At 68.7% G+C, this 19,150-nt stretch carries 17 protein-coding genes; 5 read left to right on the forward strand and 12 right to left on the reverse strand.

Annotation, left to right across the window (positions count from 1 at the left end):
• Positions 1 to 4 precede the first annotated feature (4 nt).
• From ACJH71_RS01335 to ACJH71_RS01385, 11 genes are all read right to left on the reverse strand, one after another.
• A complete protein-coding gene (locus tag ACJH71_RS01335) occupies positions 5 to 811 on the reverse strand; it encodes an enoyl-CoA hydratase/isomerase family protein (protein ID WP_406756234.1) in 807 nt (268 codons plus the stop codon).
• Positions 811 to 2,034 (reverse strand): CaiB/BaiF CoA transferase family protein, encoded by a 1,224-nt coding sequence (locus tag ACJH71_RS01340; RefSeq protein WP_406756235.1) that lies wholly within the window; start codon positions 2,032 to 2,034, stop codon positions 811 to 813. Before ACJH71_RS01340 ends, ACJH71_RS01335 begins: the two co-directional genes overlap by 1 nt.
• Positions 2,034 to 2,792 carry an SDR family NAD(P)-dependent oxidoreductase gene (locus ACJH71_RS01345; RefSeq protein ID WP_406756236.1) on the reverse strand — a complete coding sequence of 253 codons (759 nt, stop codon included), beginning with the start codon at positions 2,790 to 2,792 and terminating at the stop codon, positions 2,034 to 2,036. Before ACJH71_RS01345 ends, ACJH71_RS01340 begins: the two co-directional genes overlap by 1 nt.
• Positions 2,792 to 3,970 carry an acyl-CoA dehydrogenase family protein gene (locus ACJH71_RS01350; protein ID WP_406756237.1) on the reverse strand — a complete coding sequence of 393 codons (1,179 nt, stop codon included), beginning with the start codon at positions 3,968 to 3,970 and terminating at the stop codon, positions 2,792 to 2,794. Before ACJH71_RS01350 ends, ACJH71_RS01345 begins: the two co-directional genes overlap by 1 nt.
• 62 nt (positions 3,971 to 4,032) lie before the next feature.
• Positions 4,033 to 5,739 (reverse strand): thiamine pyrophosphate-binding protein, encoded by a 1,707-nt coding sequence (locus tag ACJH71_RS01355; RefSeq protein WP_406756238.1) that lies wholly within the window; start codon positions 5,737 to 5,739, stop codon positions 4,033 to 4,035.
• A gap of 25 nt (positions 5,740 to 5,764) precedes the next feature.
• The gene (locus ACJH71_RS01360; protein WP_406756239.1) at positions 5,765 to 6,775 is read right to left on the reverse strand and encodes an acyl-CoA dehydrogenase family protein; all 1,011 of its coding nucleotides are present in this window, start codon (positions 6,773 to 6,775) and stop codon (positions 5,765 to 5,767) included.
• Complete coding sequence (locus tag ACJH71_RS01365; protein WP_406756240.1) at positions 6,772 to 7,944, reverse strand: acyl-CoA dehydrogenase family protein; 1,173 nt, start codon at positions 7,942 to 7,944, stop codon at positions 6,772 to 6,774. Before ACJH71_RS01365 ends, ACJH71_RS01360 begins: the two co-directional genes overlap by 4 nt.
• Positions 7,941 to 8,723: an enoyl-CoA hydratase/isomerase family protein gene (locus ACJH71_RS01370; protein WP_406756241.1), complete on the reverse strand. Its 783-nt coding sequence runs from the start codon at positions 8,721 to 8,723 to the stop codon at positions 7,941 to 7,943. The genes ACJH71_RS01365 and ACJH71_RS01370 overlap by 4 nt, the downstream gene beginning before the upstream one ends.
• Complete coding sequence (locus ACJH71_RS01375; RefSeq protein WP_406756242.1) at positions 8,720 to 9,637, reverse strand: acyl-CoA dehydrogenase family protein; 918 nt, start codon at positions 9,635 to 9,637, stop codon at positions 8,720 to 8,722. Before ACJH71_RS01375 ends, ACJH71_RS01370 begins: the two co-directional genes overlap by 4 nt.
• Positions 9,634 to 10,803, reverse strand: a complete 1,170-nt coding sequence (locus tag ACJH71_RS01380) for an acyl-CoA dehydrogenase family protein (RefSeq protein WP_406756243.1) — start codon at positions 10,801 to 10,803, stop codon at positions 9,634 to 9,636. The genes ACJH71_RS01375 and ACJH71_RS01380 overlap by 4 nt, the downstream gene beginning before the upstream one ends.
• On the reverse strand, positions 10,800 to 11,936 hold the full coding sequence (locus tag ACJH71_RS01385; RefSeq protein ID WP_406756567.1) for a CaiB/BaiF CoA transferase family protein: 1,137 nt from the start codon (positions 11,934 to 11,936) through the stop codon (positions 10,800 to 10,802). The genes ACJH71_RS01380 and ACJH71_RS01385 overlap by 4 nt, the downstream gene beginning before the upstream one ends.
• A 185-nt stretch (positions 11,937 to 12,121) precedes the next feature.
• Here ACJH71_RS01385 and ACJH71_RS01390 point away from each other — a divergent pair, with 185 nt between their 5' ends.
• The 5 genes from ACJH71_RS01390 to ACJH71_RS01410 are packed head-to-tail and all read left to right on the forward strand — an operon-like array spanning position 12,122 to position 18,268.
• Positions 12,122 to 13,729 (forward strand): SMP-30/gluconolactonase/LRE family protein, encoded by a 1,608-nt coding sequence (locus ACJH71_RS01390; RefSeq protein WP_406756244.1) that lies wholly within the window; start codon positions 12,122 to 12,124, stop codon positions 13,727 to 13,729.
• Positions 13,726 to 14,463 carry a GntR family transcriptional regulator gene (locus tag ACJH71_RS01395; RefSeq protein ID WP_406756245.1) on the forward strand — a complete coding sequence of 246 codons (738 nt, stop codon included), beginning with the start codon at positions 13,726 to 13,728 and terminating at the stop codon, positions 14,461 to 14,463. The genes ACJH71_RS01390 and ACJH71_RS01395 overlap by 4 nt, the downstream gene beginning before the upstream one ends.
• Complete coding sequence (locus ACJH71_RS01400) at positions 14,460 to 16,001, forward strand: AMP-binding protein (protein WP_406756246.1); 1,542 nt, start codon at positions 14,460 to 14,462, stop codon at positions 15,999 to 16,001. The genes ACJH71_RS01395 and ACJH71_RS01400 overlap by 4 nt, the downstream gene beginning before the upstream one ends.
• A 3-nt stretch (positions 16,002 to 16,004) precedes the next feature.
• Positions 16,005 to 16,790, forward strand: a complete 786-nt coding sequence (locus tag ACJH71_RS01405) for an SDR family NAD(P)-dependent oxidoreductase (protein ID WP_406756247.1) — start codon at positions 16,005 to 16,007, stop codon at positions 16,788 to 16,790.
• A complete protein-coding gene (locus ACJH71_RS01410; protein WP_406756248.1) occupies positions 16,787 to 18,268 on the forward strand; it encodes an AMP-binding protein in 1,482 nt (493 codons plus the stop codon). The genes ACJH71_RS01405 and ACJH71_RS01410 overlap by 4 nt, the downstream gene beginning before the upstream one ends.
• A 52-nt stretch (positions 18,269 to 18,320) precedes the next feature.
• Here the strand turns inward: ACJH71_RS01410 and ACJH71_RS01415 are convergent, their stop codons facing one another.
• Positions 18,321 to 19,103, reverse strand: coding sequence for an enoyl-CoA hydratase (locus ACJH71_RS01415; protein WP_406756249.1), 783 nt, complete (start codon positions 19,101 to 19,103; stop codon positions 18,321 to 18,323).
• Positions 19,104 to 19,150: the final 47 nt, after the last annotated feature.

Raw genomic sequence — 19,150 nt, forward strand, 5'->3', positions numbered from 1 at the left:
CTGACTACTCCGATCTCGTTGACTTCGGCGGCCACCCGCCGGTGAAGCGCGGCGGGCGTTTCTCGGCGAACGCCGCATAGGCTTCCGCGGCATCGGTGCCCGCGAAGTTCACGATCTGGGCCCGTGCCTCATTGGCCAGGGCCTCGGGCAGGGTGGCGTCGGTGCCCTGATTGAGCAGCGCCTTGGTCTGCGCCAGCGCTCGCGGCGGGCCGGCGGCCAGCCGGTCGGCGAGCTCGTCGACGAAGGCGTCGATCTCGCCGGCGCCCACCACCCAGGTCACCAGGTTCAACGCCTGCGCCTCGCCGGCGTCGATGGTCTCGGCGAGCAGTGCGAGCCGCTTGGCCTGTTGCAGCCCGACCAGTTTGGGCAGCAACCAGGATCCGGCCAGATCGATCGAGAGCCCGCGCTTCGAGAAGATCTGGCAGAACGTCGATTCCGGCGTGGCAACCACCAGGTCGCAGCCCAGCGCCAGGTTCCAGCCGGCCCCCACGGCGACGCCGGTCACCTTCGCGATGGTGGGGATGGTCAACTCGTGCAGGGCCAGTGCGACGTCGGACAGCCGGCGCAGTTTCTCCACCGGGTGCACGTCATCGGGGGTGCCGATATCAGCGCCCGAGCAGAACGCCCCGCCGGTGCCGGTGATCACCAGCGCACGCAGGTCGGGGTCGTCGGCGGCGTCACGCAGCGCATCGCGCAGCGCACGCCACAGCTCCGGGTTGATCGCGTTCTTGCGCGCTGGCCGGTTCAGGGTCAGCGTCCGCACGCCGTCGCGGTCGGCGCAAAGCAGCACGGGCGCAGTGTCGGGAGCCATCAGCGTCCAGCCTGCCGTATGACGCCGTGGGCGCGCAGCGTTGCGATGTCCTCGCCGGTCAGACCCAGTTCGTCCAGCACCGCGTCGGTGTGTTCGCCCAGGCCCGGCACCGCACCCATCGGCGGGTGGTAGCCGGAGATCACCGGCGGCGGCAGCAACGACGGGATGGGGCCGGCCGGGGTGTCGATGCTGTGCCAGCGGTCGCGCTGCGCCAGTTGCGGGTGGGCCAGCACGTCACTCGGCGCGTTGTAGCGGGCGTTGCCGATCCCGGCGGCGTCGGCGGCGTCCTGGATATGCGCCAGGTCGTGGCGGGCGCACCACGCGGCGATCGCTTCGTCCAGGACCCCGCGGTTTGCGACCCTGTCGGCGTTGCCGGCAAAGCGGGGATCGTCGGCGAGATCGTTGCGGCCCAGTAGTTCCCGGGCCAGCCGCTGCCATTCCCGGTCGTTGGTGGTGCCCAGCACCACGGTGTGCCCGTCCGCGGTCGGATAGGCGCCGTACGGCGACACCGCCGGTGAGCTCATTCCCAGCGGCTGCTGGTCGATCCCGGAGTGCCGGGCGTAGGTCAGGTGGTAGCCCATCATCTCGGCCATGGTGTCGAACAGGCTCACGGCCACCGACGGCGCCGGCGAATCGGGTTGGGCACCTGCTCCTTTGCGGCCCACCAGCAGGGCCATGATCGACAGCGCCGCGTACAGGCCGGTGGTGACGTCGGCGACCGGCGGGCCCGGTTTGGCCGGGGCGCCCGGGTTGCCGGTCACCGAGCACACCCCCGACTCCGCCTGCACCAGCAGGTCGTAGGCCCGCTTGTGCGACAACGGTCCGCCGGCACCGTAGCCGTCGATCTCGACGGCGATCACGTTCGGGTGTCGCTGCGCCATCTGCTCGGGAGACAGGCCCAGCCGAGCGGTGGCGCCCGGCGCGAGGTTGGACACCAGCACGTCGGCACGGTCCAGCAAGCGGTGCAGGACATCGCGTCCCGCTTCGCTTTTCAGGTCCAGGGTCAGCGATTCCTTGCCCCGATTGACCCAGACGAAGTGCGCCGCCTGGCCGTTGACGACATCGTCGTAGTAGCGGGCGAAATCGCCGCCGTCGGGGTTTTCCACCTTGATGACCCGCGCGCCGAAGTCGGCGAGGGCTCGGGTGCACATCGGCGCCGACACCGCCTGTTCCAGCGCCACCACCGTGACGCCGGCCAGCGGCGCGTTGGAGGGCTCGGGCATCACATCACCATGCCGCCGTCGACCGGCAAGACCTGCCCGGTGACGTAGGAGGCGGCATCGGAAGCCATGAAGACGAACGCGCCGGCGACCTCGCTGGGCTCCGCCCAGCGCTTCATCGGGATGCGGTTCATCATGTTGGCCGCAAACTTCTCATTGGTGCGGATGGTCTCGGTCATCGGGGTCGCCGCCAGCGGCGCCAGCGCGTTGACGCAGATCCGCTTGGTCGCCAGTTCCCGGGCCAGTGATTTGGTGAAGCCGATCAGCGCCGCCTTGGCCGCCGAGTAGTTGACCTGCCCGAGGGTGCCGGTCAGGCCCGCCGCCGAGGTCACGTTGACGATGCGGCCGGTGCCGTCGGTGGGGACATACGGCAGCACGGCCTGGGTGCAGTTGAAGGCGCCGACGGTGTGCACGTCGAGCAGCAGTCGCAGGGACTCGGCGGTCAACTTCTCGAACATCGCCGGGCGGGTCACCCCGGCATTGTTGATCAGGATGTGGATCTTTCCGTCGGCCAGTTCGGCGGCCTTGGCGGCGGCCGCCTCCGCCGAGTCGGGATCGGTGACATCGAGCGCCGCGAATTCGGCCCGGCCACCGGATGCCGAAATCCGTTCGGCCACCGCGGCTGCCGCGTCGGCGTCGACGTCGGTGACCAGCACCGCCGCCCCGGCTTGCGCGAGTGCGGCCGCGACCGCCGAGCCGATGCCGCCGGCTGCCCCGGTCACCACCGCGCTGCGACCGGTCAGGTCGAAGTAGCCGGCCATCAGTAGCTCCTCGGCAAGCCGAGCACGTGCGAGCCCAGGAAGTTCAGGATCATCTCCTGGCTGACCGGGGCGATCTTCATCAGGCGGGATTCCCGGAAGAACCGGGAGATGTTGTATTCCTCCGAGTAGCCCATCCCGCCGTGAGTCTGCAGCGCCCGGTCGGCGGCCGCGAAACCGGCATCGGCACAAAGGTATTTGGCCATGTTGGCCTCACGACCGCAGGACTTGCCGTTGTCGTAGAGCCAGGTGGCCTTGCGCAGGATCAGTTCGGCGGCGTCCAGGCGGGCCAGTGAGTCGGCGAGCGGGAACTGGATGCCCTGGTTCATACCGATCGGCCGGTCGAACACCACGCGCTCGTTGGCGTACTTGACCGCACGGTCCAGCGCGACCCGGCCGATGCCGAGGGCCTCGGCGGCGATCAGCATGCGCTCGGGGTTCAGCCCGTGCAGGATGTAGGAGAAGCCCTTGCCCTCGTCACCGATCCGGTGTTCGGCCGGGATGCGCAGGTCGTCGATGAACACCTCGTTGGACGACACCGCGTTGCGGCCCATCTTGGTGATCGGCCGGATCTCGACATGGTCGCGGTCGATATCGGTGAGGAACAGGGTCAGGCCGTCGGTGGGTTTGGCCGTCTCGTCGCGCGGGGTGGTGCGGGTCAGCAGCAGGATCTTCTCGGACTCAAGGGCTTTGGAGATCCACACCTTGCGGCCGTTGACCACATAATCGCTGCCGTCACGCTTGGCGAACGTGGTGATGCGGGAGGTGTCGAGGCCCGCAGTCGGTTCGGTGACGCCGAAGCACACGTGCAGGTCGCCGCTGACGATGCGGGGCAGCGTCTCGGCCTTCATCTCGTCCGAGCCGAAGACCACGACCGGCTGCATGCCGAAGATCGACAGGTGGATCGCGCTGGCGGCATTCATCCCGCCGCCCGAACGCGCCACTTCCTCGGCCAGGATGGTGGCCTCGGTGATGCCCAGCCCGTGACCGCCGTACTCCTCGGGGATGGTCATGCCCAGCCAGCCGCCGCCGGCGATGGCGTCGTAGAACTCCTGCGGGAATTCGTGCGCCTGGTCCTTGGTCATCCAGTAGTGGTCGTCGAACTTGGCCGCGAGTTCGGCGACCGACTGCCGGATCAGCTGTTGATCCTCGGTCAGTTCGAAGCTCATTCCGCCGGACATGATCCCCTCCAGCCCATCACCTCGTGCACGTTGTTAGTCGAAAGCGAGAATAGCATTCTCGTTTATTGGGTTCCTTCGGCGTACCAGGTGCGGAACTCGGCGTAGTTCGGCATCTCTTCGGAGTTCGCCTTGGGATCGATGCAGACGTGGATCACCGCGGTGCCGCCGGCGGCGAAGGCACGCTCGATGGCCGGCCCGATCTGTGTTTCGTCGTCGACGTACTCCCCGCGGGCACCCATTCCCTCGGCGATCTTGTCGAACCGCACGTTCTTGCCCCAGTGCACGCCGGGCTGCGGCGAGGGTTGCTCGAAGGTCCGCTTGTACACCCCGACTTCCAGGCCCCACTGGTGGTCGACGCCCACCACGCAGACCAGCGGCAGGCCCAGCCGGGCCGCGGTCTCCAGCTCACCGATGTGAAAGAGGAACGCCGAGTCGCTGGTCAGCAGCATCACCGGCCGCTTGCCGCCCTCGGCGACCGAGGCTCCCACGGCATAGGGCAACCCGGTGCCCAGGTGCCCGAAGTTCTGGTTCCACATCACGTCGTGCGGCTTGGCCTGCGAATAGGTCCACTGGAATATGACGGTGGCGCCACCGTCGCGGACCATGATGCCGTCGGCGGGGAATGCCCGAGTTGCCTCGACCACGTAGCGCGCCGGGTGCACCGGGGAACGGCCGGCCGGTGCGGTTTCGGCCAGTTCGGCGAGCTGGTCGGCGTCCTGTTTGATCCACCGGTCCAGGTCGGCAGACGGGGTGCGGGGGCTGCCTCGGAGGGCGTCCACCAGCTGCGGCACGACGCCCCGCAGGTCACCCACCAGTGCAACGTCCACCGGCCGGTTCACCCCGATCGCCAGCGGGTCCTGCTCGACGTAGATCCACTTGCGCTCGGCGTTCTTGTCGGCCCAGTGCCGGGTGGTGCCGTAGTGCACCGGCTCCCCCAGCTCGGTGCCCAGCGCCACGCAGACGTCCGAGCCGGCGACGGCCTCGACGGCCGCGGTGGAGAAGCCGTAGGGGAAGGTGCGTTCCTCCAGACCGGGAATGAAGGCGGTGCCACCGGAGGTCTGGATCACCGGGCAGGCCATCAGCTGAGCCAGCTCGGCGACCGCGGCCGCACTGCGCGAGGTGTGCACGCCGTGGCCCACCAGCAGGATGGGGCTGGACGCCTTGCGGATGATCTCGGCGGCCTGCGCCACTTCGGGCGCTCCGGCCCGCTGATTCACCAGCCGATAGCGGTGTGGCTCGGGCGGGTCGGCTACATCGAGCTCTTCGAGGATGACGTGCGACGGGTATTCGATATAGGCCGGTCCGGGGGTGCCGGACATGGCGCGGCGGATGGCCTCGTGCACGATCTCGTCGGTCTGGTCGGCGTATTCGATCGACGCGCTGTACTTCACCGACGGTGTGAAAAGCTCTTCCTGGCGGACGAATTGGATGCGTCCGCGCCGCACCCGCCGCTCGGTGATGCGGGCACGCTGGCCGCCCAGGAACACCACCGGGGAGTTCTCCACCTTCGCGCACATCATCGCGCCGGCGATGTTGGCCACCCCCGGGCCCAGGGTGCCGATGCACAGGCCCGGGCGCCCGGTCATCCGCGAGGCCGCCTCGGCCATGAACCCGGCGCTCTCCTCGTGGTGCGGCGCCACCACCGACCAGCCCCGTTGTTCGGCCTCGACGAACATGTGCACGAAGTTGGGGTCGGGGATGCCGAATAGCGTGTTGACGCCTTCGGCCTCGAACAGTTCCAGGATCCGGCGATAGACGGGCATACCCACTTCTCGAAACTCCTTGCTTGACTTGTTAATACCGTTGAGCGAGACGACGACGGTGCGCTGCAGGGGATCCGAACAGCGACCGGTTGAAGGTGGCGCGCTTCAGGTAGACGTGGATGCCGCTGTCCCACGTGTAGCCGATGCCGCCGTGCAGTTGTAGCGCTTTGCCGACCACGTCGACGGCGGCCGCGCAGGTGTAGGACTTCGCCATGGCGACAGCGGCGTCCACGTCTGAGTCGTTGTGCACCACGGCGTGGACGGCGTCGCGGACCAGGGTGCGGGCCACCGTGATCTTCACCAGCATGTCGGCGCAGGCGTGTTTGACGGCCTGGAAGGAGCCGATGGGCCGGCCGAACTGCTCCCGGGTCTTCGCATAGGACACCGTCGCCTCCAGCATGGCTTCGGCCAGACCGAGGCTGTCGCACGCCACCGCGACCGCCGCCCGATGTCCGAGCGTCTGCGCGCTGCCCGCGAACCGCAGCACCGCCGAGTCGGCCACCTCGATCCCATCGGCGGCGACCGTGGCGACGTCGCGGGTCTCGTCGAGCACCGGCTGGTCGGTGACGCTAAGCGCCTCCACGACGACCGCCACATCGGCACCGGACGTATCGGCGGCCACCACCAGCAGCCGGTCGGCGCCGTCGGCATCCGGCACGAAGTCGGCACGGCCGGTCAGCCGCCGTTCGGCGTCGAGGGTGAACGATCCCCCGATTACCGTGGCGAGCCGGGTCCGCCCGGCGGCGACCTCTGCCAGCAGGGCGTTGCGAACCTCGCTGTCGCGCAGGCTGTTCAGCAGCCCCACCGACAGCACCGCACCGCCCAGGTAGTGCGTTGCCGCGGCGGCGCGGCCCAGTTCTTGGCAGATCACCGCGACTTCGGCGAAGCTCGCCCCGGCGCCCCCGAGGGCGTCGGGAATCTCCAGGCCCGACCAGCCGGCGTCGGCGACGGTGGACCAGTCGACCACCCTGCCGCGGGCCAGTACGTCGGCGGCGACCGTTCGCAGGTCGTCGTGCAGCTCGGCGAAATCGGTGGTGGTCACGGCATGCTCGGCTCTCTGGGCAGGCCGAGGCCGCGTTCGCCGATGATGGTGCGCTGGATCTCGCTGGAGCCGCCGGGAATGGTCCATTCCCAGGAGCCGACGAAATCCAGCACCCACGACCCCGACTCCCAGCCGCTGGACAGCGGTTTGTCCAGCACGGTGTGGGCGTCCGGCCCACCGATCTCGGTACCGAAGTCGGTGAGCCGCTGGAGCAGCTCGCTGTAGTACAGCTTCACGATCGAGGCGTCGGCGGGTCCGGCGGTGCCGGCTTCGACGTTGTGCACCAGTTGGCGGCACATGCCGCGCAGTCCGGTGATCTCGGTTTCCAGTTGTGCCAGCCGGTCGGCCACCACCGGGTCATCGATCGGGGCGGCATCGACCAGCCAGCGAAAGCCCGCGCAGCCCAGGCGTTCGGCGAGCTCGAGCATGGTCATGCCGCGCTCGGCGCCCAGGGTCGCCTGCGCCACCTGCCATCCGGCGTTCTCCGCCCCGATCAGGTTGGCGGCGGGGATCACGACGTCATCGAGGAAGATCTCGCAGAAGTGCTGGTCGCCGACGGCGTTGCGGATCGGCCGCACCTGGACGCCGGGGGTGGCCATATCCAGCAGGAAGTACGAGATGCCTTTGCGTTTGGGGGCGTCCGGGTCGGTACGGGCCAGCAGCAGACACCACTGCGCATGGCTGGCACCGCTGGCCCAAAGCTTCTGGCCGTTCACCACATAGTCATCGCCCACCCGGCGCGCGGTGGTGCGCAGCGATGCCAGGTCCGAGCCGGCCTCCGGTTCCGAGAAGCCCTGCACCCAGATCTCGCCGTCGAGGATCGCCGGCAGGTGTCGGCGCCGCTGTTCTTCGGTACCGGCGGCCAGCAGTGTTGCGGCCGCGTGGTGGATGCCGACGAAGGCCAGCACCAGCCGGGGCGCGTCGTGGGCGGCGAGTTCCTGGTACAGCACGGCCTGATCGGCCACCGACATCCCGCCGCCCCACTCGCTCGGCCAATGCGGGACCGCGAACCCCGCACTGTGCAAGGTGGCGAACCAGCTGCGCTGGAAGTCGACGAACTCGCGCTCGCTCACCCCGGTCTGGGCGCGGCGCCAGTCCGCGGGGATGTTGTCGCGGCACCACCGGCGTACCTGCGCGCGGAAATCGTCGGGCTGATGCGGTTCCGTCATCGCCGGTTCGCCCGCTCTGCGAAGGCCAGCAGGCGCTGCCGGTGATCGTCGGACTTCATGGTCGCCACCTCGGCGGCGAACCCGGCTTGCAGCGGCCCGCCCAGCACCTGCGACAGGTACATGTTGACCACCCGCTTGGTGCCCTGCAGCGCTTCCGGCGGCTGGGCAGCCAGGCGGGCGGCCAGCTGATGTGCTTGCGGCAGCAACTCTTCGGGTGCCACCGCGCGGCTGGCCAGTCCGAGTTCGACCGCGGTGGCGGCGTCGATGCGATCGCCGGTGTAGAGGTATTCGCGGCTTCGCAGGATCGGGGTGATCAGCGGCCAGAGGGCGGCCCCGCCGTCACCGGCGACCAACCCGACCGCCACGTGCGGATCGGCGAGATAGGCGCTCTGCGAGATCAACACGATGTCGCAGAGCACGGCCAAGCTGGCGCCCAGTCCGACGGCGGGACCGTTGACGGCCGCGATGATCGGCAGCGGGAACCGCAGCATCTCTTCGATGATCTGCGCGCCCTCGCGGATGCTCTCGTCCCGGGCGGCTTCGTCGTCGAGGAAGGTGGTGATCCAGTTCAGGTCGCCGCCGGCGGAGAACGCGCGCCCGGCGCCGGTCAGCACCACGACCCGGATCGTCTTGTCGGCGGCCAGTTGCCGCCACACGTTGGCCAGGCCCCAGTGCAGGTTGGCGTTGACGCTGTTGAGTTCGTCGGGCCGGTTGATCGTGACGGTGCGGACCGGGCCCTCGCCGGTCACCGTGATCTCGGGCGGCAAGTCGTATTTCATGCGTAGAGTCCCGTCAGTCCGGTCTGTTGCACGCGGCGGGCCAGCCGGTCGCGGGTGGCCGACAGTCCCCAGGGCAGGCGGCGCAGCGGCTGGCTGTAGCGCGACAGCCACGACAGTGCGGTCTCGTCGCAGAATCCGACGGCGCCGTGCAGTTGGTGGCAGATGCGGAACACCACGTCGGCGGCCTCCAGCGCGGCCGATCGCAGTGCCAGTGCGTCGTCGACGGCTTCGGGACGCCCGGTCGCGATACTCCACAGCGCGTATTTGGCCAGCATGTCCAGCCCGGCGCGCTCCACCTCGGCGTCGGTCAGTTGAAACTGCACGCCCTGAAACGTCGACAGCGCCTGGCCGAATTGTTCGCGCAGCCGGACGTGGGCGATCGTCAGATCCATTGCCCGGTCCAGCATCCCCAGCAGCGTCCAGCAGGGCAGCGTCAGCGCTAGCGCGAGGTCACCCACGCCATCGGGGTCGACTGGGGCCAAGGTCAGCTCCGCCACCAGAGCCGGCCGGGCCTCCGACTGCGCCACGACGGTGCTGCGGACCCCGGCCAGCGTGACCGTGGCCCAGCGCTTCGACAGCCCCGCCACCACGCCGGCGGGAGCATGGTCGGCGACCACGATCAGCCCATCAACGTCGAGATCGGCCGGCGTGGACAGGCATTCGGCTACCGGGTACGGAAGCGCCCAGTACCCGGCGCCGCGGCACAGTGCGGCGGCGGCCTCGAGTTCGTCGGCATCGGCGCGGGGCTTCAGCTCGAATGTGCCCAACCCGCGCAATACCGGGCCGACCAGCGGCTCCCGCAGGCTGGGATCGGCGTCAGCGCGCATCACCAGGTCGTCGCCGCCGGCCGCTTCGAAGGCGCGGCGCGCCGCCCGTCCGAATTCTTCTGCGTCCGGGCCGAGTTCGAGGTTCATCGCGCCACCGCCAGCAGGGCGCGCGACAGCAGGATGCGCTGCATCTCGATGCTGCCCGAGGACACCGTGGCCGCCTGCGAGTAGCGCCAGTGGTCTTCGACCTCCTGGCGATACCACTGCGCCTGCGGGCCGTCGGGGGCTTCGGCGGCGATCTCCATCAGCACCTCTGCGCTCTCCTGGTCCAGCCGGGTGACCGCGATCCGGTAGGCGGCCGCGTCACCGGGCGCAATGCGGCCACTGGCCTGCAGCGACACCACCCGGTAGGCCATCAGCCGGGCCCGCCGGCAGTGCGTGAGCATGCGCACCCAGCGGGCGATCACCTCGCCGGGCAGAGCCTCCCAGCGCTGCCCGAGGGCATGCGGCGCCGCGGCGAGCAACCGTTCGCAGCGCGCGTAGCGGGCGATCCCGACTCGCTCGAACGCCATCACGTCGCCCACGATCGACCAGCCCGCGTCGAGTTCGCCGAGGACATCGGCGTCGGTGACGCGCAGGTTGTCGAAGAACACCTCGTTGAGATGGTGCGGACCCATCATGGTGCCCAGCGGCCGGACGGTGATGGCGGGATCGTCCATCGGGACCAGGAACACGGTCAGGCCCTGCTGCTTCTTGGTAACTGAACCTTCACCGACCCGGGTGGTGCGCACCAGCAGAAAGCACCACTGCGCCATGGTCGCGTAGGAGGTCCAGATCTTCTGGCCGTTGATCAGCCAACCGTCACCATCGCGGCGGGCGTGAGTGCGCAGTGAAGCCAAGTCGGAGCCGGCCTCGGGTTCGGAGAAGCCTTGGCACCAGATCACTTCACCGGCCGCGATGGGCGGCAGGTGGCGGCGCTGCTGCTGCGGTGTCCCGTGCCGCATGATGATCGGCCCGACCCAGTTCACCCCCATGTACTGCGCCCCGCGCGGCTCATGATGCGCCCACATCTCCTCACGCACCACGGTCTGCTCCCACACCGAGGCGCCCGCCCCGCCGAATTCCTCCGGCCAGGACATACACAACAGATCCTGCTCCGCCAGCACCCGGCAGAACCGTTGTGCTGCAGCAAGGTCCGAAGGGTCATCGGTGAACGCGCCCGGGAACCGATCGGGCAGTTCCCGTTGAATCAGTTCGCGCAGCTGGACTCGCAGTTCCCCGGCGCGCGCCCCCATGTCCAAGTCGAGGGTCATGCGGTGCCCTGCTCGAGTCCGAGTTCGGCAAAGATTGCCGCGGTGTGCGCGCCGAGTTCCGGGGCCGCGCCGGCGACCCGACCGGGAGTCCGCGACAGCCAGGTGGGCACCCCGGGGAAGCGAACCGGTCCGTTGGGGGTGTCCACGGTCTCGAACAGACCGACGGCGTTGAGGTGCGCATCGTTGAACAGTGCCCCGGGCGAGTTCAGCGGGGCCGCCGGGATTTCCAGCTCCCCGAAGAGCGCCAGCCATTGGGCGGTGGTGCGCTCCTTCATCGTTTGCGCCACCAGCCCGTAGATGGTGTCGATCTGCCCGGCCCGCTGCGCCAGAGTGGCGTACTGCTCGCAGGCCCAGGGCGGCTGCACCGCGCCGATGAAGGCGTTCCAGTGCTTGTCGTTGTAGATCAGCGCGGCGATCTGGCCGTCGCTGGTCTCGTACGGTCGCCGGTTGGGCGCCACCGTGCGCGGGTAGACGGCCGGGCCCAGCGGCGGGTCGAACATCGCACCGTTGGCGTGCTCGACAAGCATGAACGAAGCCATGGTCTCGAACATGGCGACTTCTACTTCCTGACCCTGTCCGGTTCGCTCCCGGTGGAACAGCGCCATCATCGTGGCGTAGAGGGCGGTCAGCCCGGCGATCTTGTCGGCCATGATGGTGCCGACGTAGTCGGCCCGCCCGGTGAGCTGCTCTTGCACCGCGGGCAGCCCGCATTCGGCCTGAATGGTGTCGTCGTAGGCCGGGCGGTCGGCGGCCGGTCCGCGGCGCCCGTAGCCGTAGCAGTTGGTGTAGACGATCCCCGGGTTGAGCGCGGCCACCTCGGCATAGCCCAGGCCCAGCTTGGCCATCGCCTTGGCCCGCATCGAGTGGATGAACACGTCGGCCCGGCCGATCAGCGCGGCGATCGCGGTCTGTCCGGACACGCTGCGCAGGTCCAGCACGACGCTGCGCTTGCCCCGGTTGACGTTGACGAACACCCCGCTCATGTCGGGTGCGGGACCGGCCGAGATGTAGCGGGTGGCGTCGCCCTCCGGGGGTTCGATCTTGATGACGTCGGCGCCCATGTCGGCCATGATCTGCGTGCAGTACGGGCCCATCACCATGGTCGTCAGATCGACCACTCGAACGCCGCTCAGCGGCCCGGGCGCCGGAGTCTCCCCACCTGCCCCATTGACGCCGGCCGTCATTTGTTCGGACAAAATACTCCGTTCTGCGTAATGCAGAACACTATTCCGCAGCGGTTATTCATGCGTCAAGGCCGGATTGCCGCGCTGCGACGGACTATTGTCTGGACTAACTGGGCTTGATAACGTCCGGAGTCATGACTGCCTCCCTGCCGCGCCCTCGCGAGGTGGCCGGCGCCCCCTCCGCCGCGCCCGGTTGGCGGCTGGAGCGGATCACCGAACCGAGCCGGCTGTTCGGCGCGAACGGGCTGCGAACCGGCCCGGACGGCCGGGTCTACGTCGCGCAGGTGACCGGCAGTCAGATCAGTGCGCTGAACGTGACCACCGGCGAGTTGGCGGTCGTGAGCGCACGCGGCGGCGATGTCGTCGCGCCCGATGATGTCGCCTTCGACGCGGCCGGAACCTTGTACGCCACCGAGGTGATGGATGCCCGCGTCAGTGCGCTCGATGCCTCCGGCCGCAGCCGTGTGCTGCGCGACGATGTGCCCTGCGCCAACGGCATCACCGTGTATCAAGACCGGCTGTTCGTCGGCGAATGCCGCGAAGGCGGACGCCTGATGGAACTCGATCGGGCCACCGGCGGCAGGCGCATTCTGGCCGAAAACCTGCCGTCGCCCAACGCCATGGAGGTGGGGCCCGACGGACTGCTCTACTTCCCGGTGATGACCGCCAACGAGATCTGGCGGATCGACCCGTTCGCCGCCGATGCCGAGCCGCAACGGGTCGCAGGCGATCTGGGCGTACCGGACTCGGTGAAGTTCGACGCCGACGGTTTCATCGTGTCCACCCAGGCCGCCAGCGGACAGGTGCTGCGCATCGATCCGCGCACCGGTACGTCCACCGTGCTGGCGCAGCTGCAACCCGGACTGGACAACTGCACCTTCGTCGACGGGCGCCTGTTCATCTCGAACTTCACCGGCGAGATCACCGAAATCACCGGCGCCGGACAGACATCCACGATGCTGCCGGGCGGCCTGAACTGGCCGCTGGATCTCACCATCGATGAGGCCGACGCCCTGTTTGTCGCCGACGGCACCTACTTCTACGCCGTCGGTGCGGGCGGCCGGCTGGAAACCCTCGGCATGCTGTTCAGCCCCGGCTACCCCGGCTTCGTGCGGGGCGTGGCCGCCGTCGGGCCCGGCGAATTCGTCGTCACCACCTCCGGCGGGCAGGTCGCACGCTACGTGCCGGCGCATTCGTCCAGCGAGGTGCTCGCCGACGGTTTCGACCAGCTCTACGGGGTAGCGGTGGGACCCGCCGGTATCGCGGTCACCGAGTTCGGCACCGGCCGGGTCTTGGGGCTGCGTGCCGGTGCGGTGGAAGTGCTGGCCCGCGACCTGGCCGGACCGGTCGGGATCGAGATCGCCGATGACGGGTCCCACCTGGTGGCCGAATCCGGCGCGGGCCGGGTGCTGCGCATCAGCGGCTCAGGGGCCCAACCGGTGGTCGACGGACTCGTTCGGCCACAAGGGATTACGCTGGCCGACCACACGCTCTACGTCGTCGACGCCGGAACCCGCCAAGTGCTCGCCGTCGACCTCGACGCCGGCACTCAGCAGGTGATCGCCGAGGGGCTACCGATCGGGCCACCCCCGGGCGTGACCCCCAAACCGCTCAACGGAATGCCGCCATTCTCCGGTCCCCAAGGCCCGTTCGCCGGTATTGCGCGCGGCCGCGACGGCACCCTGTTCGTCTCGGCCGACGGCGACGGCAGCGTGCTAGCACTGCATCCGGTCGGCTCGTGACCGACCACCGCTATCTGAAGGTGGCGCGGACGCTGCGCAAGGAGATCGCCGACGGGGTCTATCCGATCGGTTCGCAGCTGCCCACCGAACATGAACTGTGCGAACGGTTCAACGTCAGCCGCTACACGGTCCGCGAGGCGTTGCGACGACTACGGGAGGACAACCTCGTCGTCTCCCGTCCCCGCGCGGGCACCGTGGTGATCCCCCGCGCCGCGACCAACTGCTACGCCCAAGACGTGGTGTCGATCGATGATCTGCTGGCCTTCGCGGCCGGCGCGCAGTTCGAGATCGACTCCAACGCCATGGTCACCTTGGACACCGATGTCGCCGCGCGCACCGGTCTGCCGGTGGGCAGCGAATGGCTGGCCGTGCGCGGTAACCGGCGCGCCCAGGGTCAGGCCGCGCCGATCTGCCGGACCGAGTACTACATCAACCGGGCCTTCGCCGGCGTCGGCCGGCTGTTGCAGCGTCACTCCGGACCGATCTTCCCGCTGATCGAGGACGTGTTCGGGGTCAGCGTCGTCGAAGTCCGCCAGCACATCCGGGCGGTGATCATCACCCCCGAACTCGCCACCGCCCTAGCCGTCGAGCCCGGCACCGCCGGGCTACAGATGCAGCGCAGCTACACCACCTCCGAGGGTGAGATCGCCCAGGTGACGGTGAACACCCATGCCGGCGACGACTATCGCTACTCGATGACGCTGCACCGGGTGACCGGACCGAGCGACCCGTGACCACGTTGGGCGACACCCTGGCGCAGGCCGCCGCGCAGAACCCCGAGCGGGTGTTGCTGATCGACGGTGATGTCCGCCTGACCTGCCGGGAACTGCTCAGTCGGGCAACGGAACTGGCGCAAGCCTTGCTGGCGAGGATGCCCGCCGGCAGCGTGGTGTCGTTCATGCTGCCGAACTGGCACGAAGCCGCCGTGGTCTATCTGGCAGCGACGATGGCCGGGATGGTGGTCAACCCCATCCTGCCGTCGCTGCGCGACGCGGAACTGACCTTCATCCTCACCGACTCGGGCACCCGAATGCTGTTCGCACCCGAGCAGTTCCGCGGCCACGACTACGCGGCGATGCTGGCCCGAGTGACCGGGACGCTGCCCGAGGCGCCCGAAGTGGTGACGGTGCGCGGGTCCTCGACCGGTCACACCGACTACTGCGCACTGTTCGATCGCGAGGCGCCTACCGTGGACCTGCCGGCGGTAACGACCGATGCAGTACGGCTGCTGCTGTACACCTCCGGCACTACGAGCCGGCCGAAGGGAGTGCTGCACAGTCACGGTTCGATCCACGCCCTGATCCGCCAGCTCGGTGAGTACTGGCGAGTGGCGCCCGGTGCCACGTTTCTGGTGCCCTCCCCCATCGCCCATATCGGCGGATCGATCTACGCGTTCGAAGCCCCGTTGCTGCTCGGCACCACCGCCGTGCTGATGGAGACCTGGAACCCCGATGCCGCGGTCGCGCTGATGCTCGCCGAGCGCTGCACCCACGTGGCCGGGGCAACGCCGTTTCTGGCCCAGTTGCTCACCGCCGCGCGCGCCGCCGGCACCCGGCTGCCCGATCTCAAGCTCTTCGTCTGCGGCGGTGCGTCCGTTCCGGCGTCGTTGATCCGCGAAGCGGCAGGCCACTTTCACACCGCCGTCGTCACCCGGGTGTACGGGTCCAGCGAGGTTCCGGTCAGCACGGTCGGATCGGTGGGCCCCCATGACCTGTCCCACGCCGCGGAGACCGACGGCCGGGCCGGGATCGCCGACATCAAGTTGGTCTCGCACCCCGGCGCTCCCCCCGGCGAGGGGGAGATCTACGTCCGCGGCCCGCAGATGCTGCTGGGCTACCTGCACCCCGAGGACGGGCGCGGCTGCTTCGATGAACAGGGTTACTTCGCGACCGGCGATCTCGGTCGGTGGGTCGACGAGGACTATCTACTCGTCACCGGACGCCTCAAGGACGTGATCATCCGCAACGGCGAGAACATCTCCGCGCGCGAGGTGGAGGACATCCTGATCGGTCACCCGCAGATCGCCGAGGTCGCCGTGGTCGGGATCCCCGACGTGCGCACCGGCGAGCGCGCCTGCGCAGTGATCGTGCCGGCCGGACAGACCCCTCCGGGTGTCGCCGAGCTGCGCGACATGCTGACCGAACGCGGCGTTGCACGGTTCAAAGCCCCGGAGCAGGTGCTGATCTGGGATGCGTTGCCCAAGAACGATGCCGGCAAAGTGGTCAAACAGCAGATCCGGGCGGAGCTGGCCCGCGCAGAGGTAGGTGAGTAGATCATGCAGGTGGCGATCGTGACCGGGGCCAGCAGCGGAATCGGGTTCGGCTGTGCGACAAAGCTTGCCGAGGAAGGGATGGCGGTGCTGGCGACCGGCCGCGATCCCGGACGGCTGGCCGGTTTGGCGGCGCAGCTACGGGAGTCCGGAATCGATCCCGACCGGATCGCCACCGTGGCGGTCGACCTGACCACGACGCAGGCGCCCCGGCAGATCATCGAGGCCGCCCTGTCCCGGTGGGGCCGGGTGGACTACCTGATCAACAACGCCGGCATCGGCAGCCCCAAACCGCTGCACGAGACCGACGACGAGACCTTGGACCATTTCCTGAACCTGATGCTGCGGGCGCCGTTCCGGCTGGCGCGCGACGTACTGCCGCACCTGCAGCCCGGGTCGGCGATCATCAACATCACCTCCACCTTCGCCGTGGTGGGCGGACTGCGCGGCGGGGCGTACTCGGCCGCCAAGGGCGGGTTGACCGCGCTGACCACCCACATCGCCTGCCAGTACGGCGCCCAGGGCATCCGCTGCAACGCGGTGGCCCCCGGAGTCACCGTGACCCCGATGGTGCAGCAACGCCTGTCCGACAATCGGTTCCGCAAACTCAATGCCGAGATGACACCATCTCCGCGACTGGGCCGGGTGGACGACATCGCGGGCACCGTGGCCTTCCTGTGCTCGGACGCCGGTTCCTTCATCAACGGCCAGACCATCGTCGTCGACGGCGGCTGGAGCTCGACCAAATACCTGTCCGACTTCGGCCTCGACTCCGACTGGGTCCAGCCGTGAACCTGTTCACGTTGCTGGAGCAGGCCGCGACCCGGTTCGGCGAGCAGGGTGCGGTGTATCACGGCGAACGGCGGCTGCACACCTGGAGGGAGCTGGCCGATCGCGCACGACGGCTGGCGACGTCGCTGGGTCGGCTAGCAGGAGCCGGCGCACGGGTTGCGATCGCCAGTGAGAACCGGCCGGAGATCATCGAGCTGATGTTCGCCACCTGGGCGGCCGATTGCGTTGTGGTTCCACTCAATTACAAGCTGCACCCGCGGGAGATGGCGCAGATCATCGACGACGCCGGTGCAGCACTGGTCTTCGCGTCTCCGAAACTGGCCGCGGGACTGTCCGGAGCCGTTGTCGATGCGTCCGTCGAGACCATCGGCGGCGCAACATACCTGGACCGGTTTGCCTGCCCTCCCATCGAAGAGGTCAACCCGGATCCGTCCCGGCTGGCATGGCTGTTCTACACCAGCGGCACCACCGGGCGCTCGAAGGGTGCCATGCTGACCCACCGCAATCTGATGGCGATGACGCTGGCACATCTGGCCGACCTGGATGACCCCGACGCTGACTGCAGCCTGATCCACGGTGCGCCGATGTCGCACGGGTCGGGGCTCTACATCGCGCCCTACGTGCTGCGCGGGGCCCGCCAGGTGGTACCGGCATCGGGCTCGTTCGACGCGGTCGAATTCCTCGACCTGTGCGGGCATCATCGCGGCGCCACGGCCTTTTTGGCGCCGACGATGGTGGGCCGACTGGTGGCCACCGGCCGGCAAAGGCCGGCCAAGCTGCGCACCATCGTCTACGGCGGCGGGCCGATGTATCTCGGGGACCTCAAGCGGGCGATGACCGCGTTCGGGCCGGTATTCGCCCAGCTCTACGGCCAGGGCGAAGCACCCATGACGATCACCGGCCTCAGCCGCACGGATCACCTCGGCGACGACGCGATCCTGGGCTCGGTCGGCTGGCCGCGCACCGGCGTCGAGGTCGCGGTACTGCGCGAGGACGGCACCCGAGCACCCGCCGGCGAGGTCGGCGAGATCGTCTGCCGCGGCGACGTGGTCATGGCCGGCTACTGGAATAACCCGGATGCCACCGCCGAGACCATCCGAGACGGCTGGCTGTTCACCGGCGACAAAGGATCGTTGGACCCCCGCGGTTTTCTCACCCTGCGCGACCGCTCCAAGGATGTGGTGATCAGCGGGGGCAGCAACATCTACCCCCGCGAAGTCGAAGAGGCACTGTTGAGTCATCCCGGCGTCATCGAGGCTTCGGTGGTGGGCGCACCCGACGCCGAGTGGGGCGAGATCGTGGTCGCGTTCATCGTCGGCGATGCGCCAGTCGCCGAGCTGGACAGCCATCTGCTGGAACGCATCGCGCGGTTCAAGCGCCCCAAGCGCTACGAGTTCGTCGACGCGCTGCCCAAGAACAGCTACGGCAAGGTGCTCAAACGCCAGCTGCGTTCCACGTTGGCCGCGAGATTGCGCTGACGCAGGGAAATTCGAGCAACTAGCTGCGGGAGCGCAATCTCGCGACGAAGCGCTATTTGACCTGAGACTTCATGTCATCGAGGTTGACCAGAATCGGCCATCCGCACACCGACAGCGCGTTGCCGTGGCCGGTCTCGTGGATGTCGAACGCGGACTGGATCGCCGAGTGGAAGCCCTGCACGTCGAGGGTCTGGTTGACCGCGCGTTTGGCCTGGCGCAGCGCGAACGACGGCATGGTGGCGATGTGCTCGGCGAGTTGGCGAGTCTCGGCGTCCAGCTGCTCACGCGGGACCACCCGGTTGACCATGCCGGTCTGCTCGGCTTCCTGTGCGGTCATCGCGCGGCCGGTGAACAGCATCTCTTTGGCCTTGCGCGGACCCAATTCCCAGGTGTGCCCGTGGTATTCGACCCCACCGATGCCCATCAGCACCACCGGGTCGGAGAACTGCGCGTCGTCGGAGGCGATGATCAGGTCGCACGGCCAGCACAGCATCAGCCCGCCGGAGATGCAGCGGCCCTGCACGGCGGCGATCGACGGCTTGGGCACGTTGCGCCACCGCAGCGTGTACTCCAGGTAGCGCTTGCATTCGTGCTTGTAGATGAACTCCAGCGTGATCTTGTCCGGCACCGGGCCGCCGCCCTTGAGGTCGTGGCCGGCCGAGAAGTGTTTGCCATTGGCGCGCAACACGATGACGGCGACGTCATCGTCGTCGGCGGCGCGCGTCCAGGCCGCGTCGAGCTCGTCGAGCAGCTCGGTGTTCTGGGCGTTGGCGGCGTCGGGCCGGTTCAGGGTGATCGTCGCAATCTTCTCGGCGACTTCGTAGTCGATGTACATGAGCGTCCTTCAGGTTGCGCCGACAACTGGCGAGAATGCCCTTCTCA

The sequence above is a fragment of the Mycobacterium sp. SMC-15 genome (assembly GCF_045310925.1).
Taxonomy (GTDB): domain Bacteria; phylum Actinomycetota; class Actinomycetes; order Mycobacteriales; family Mycobacteriaceae; genus Mycobacterium.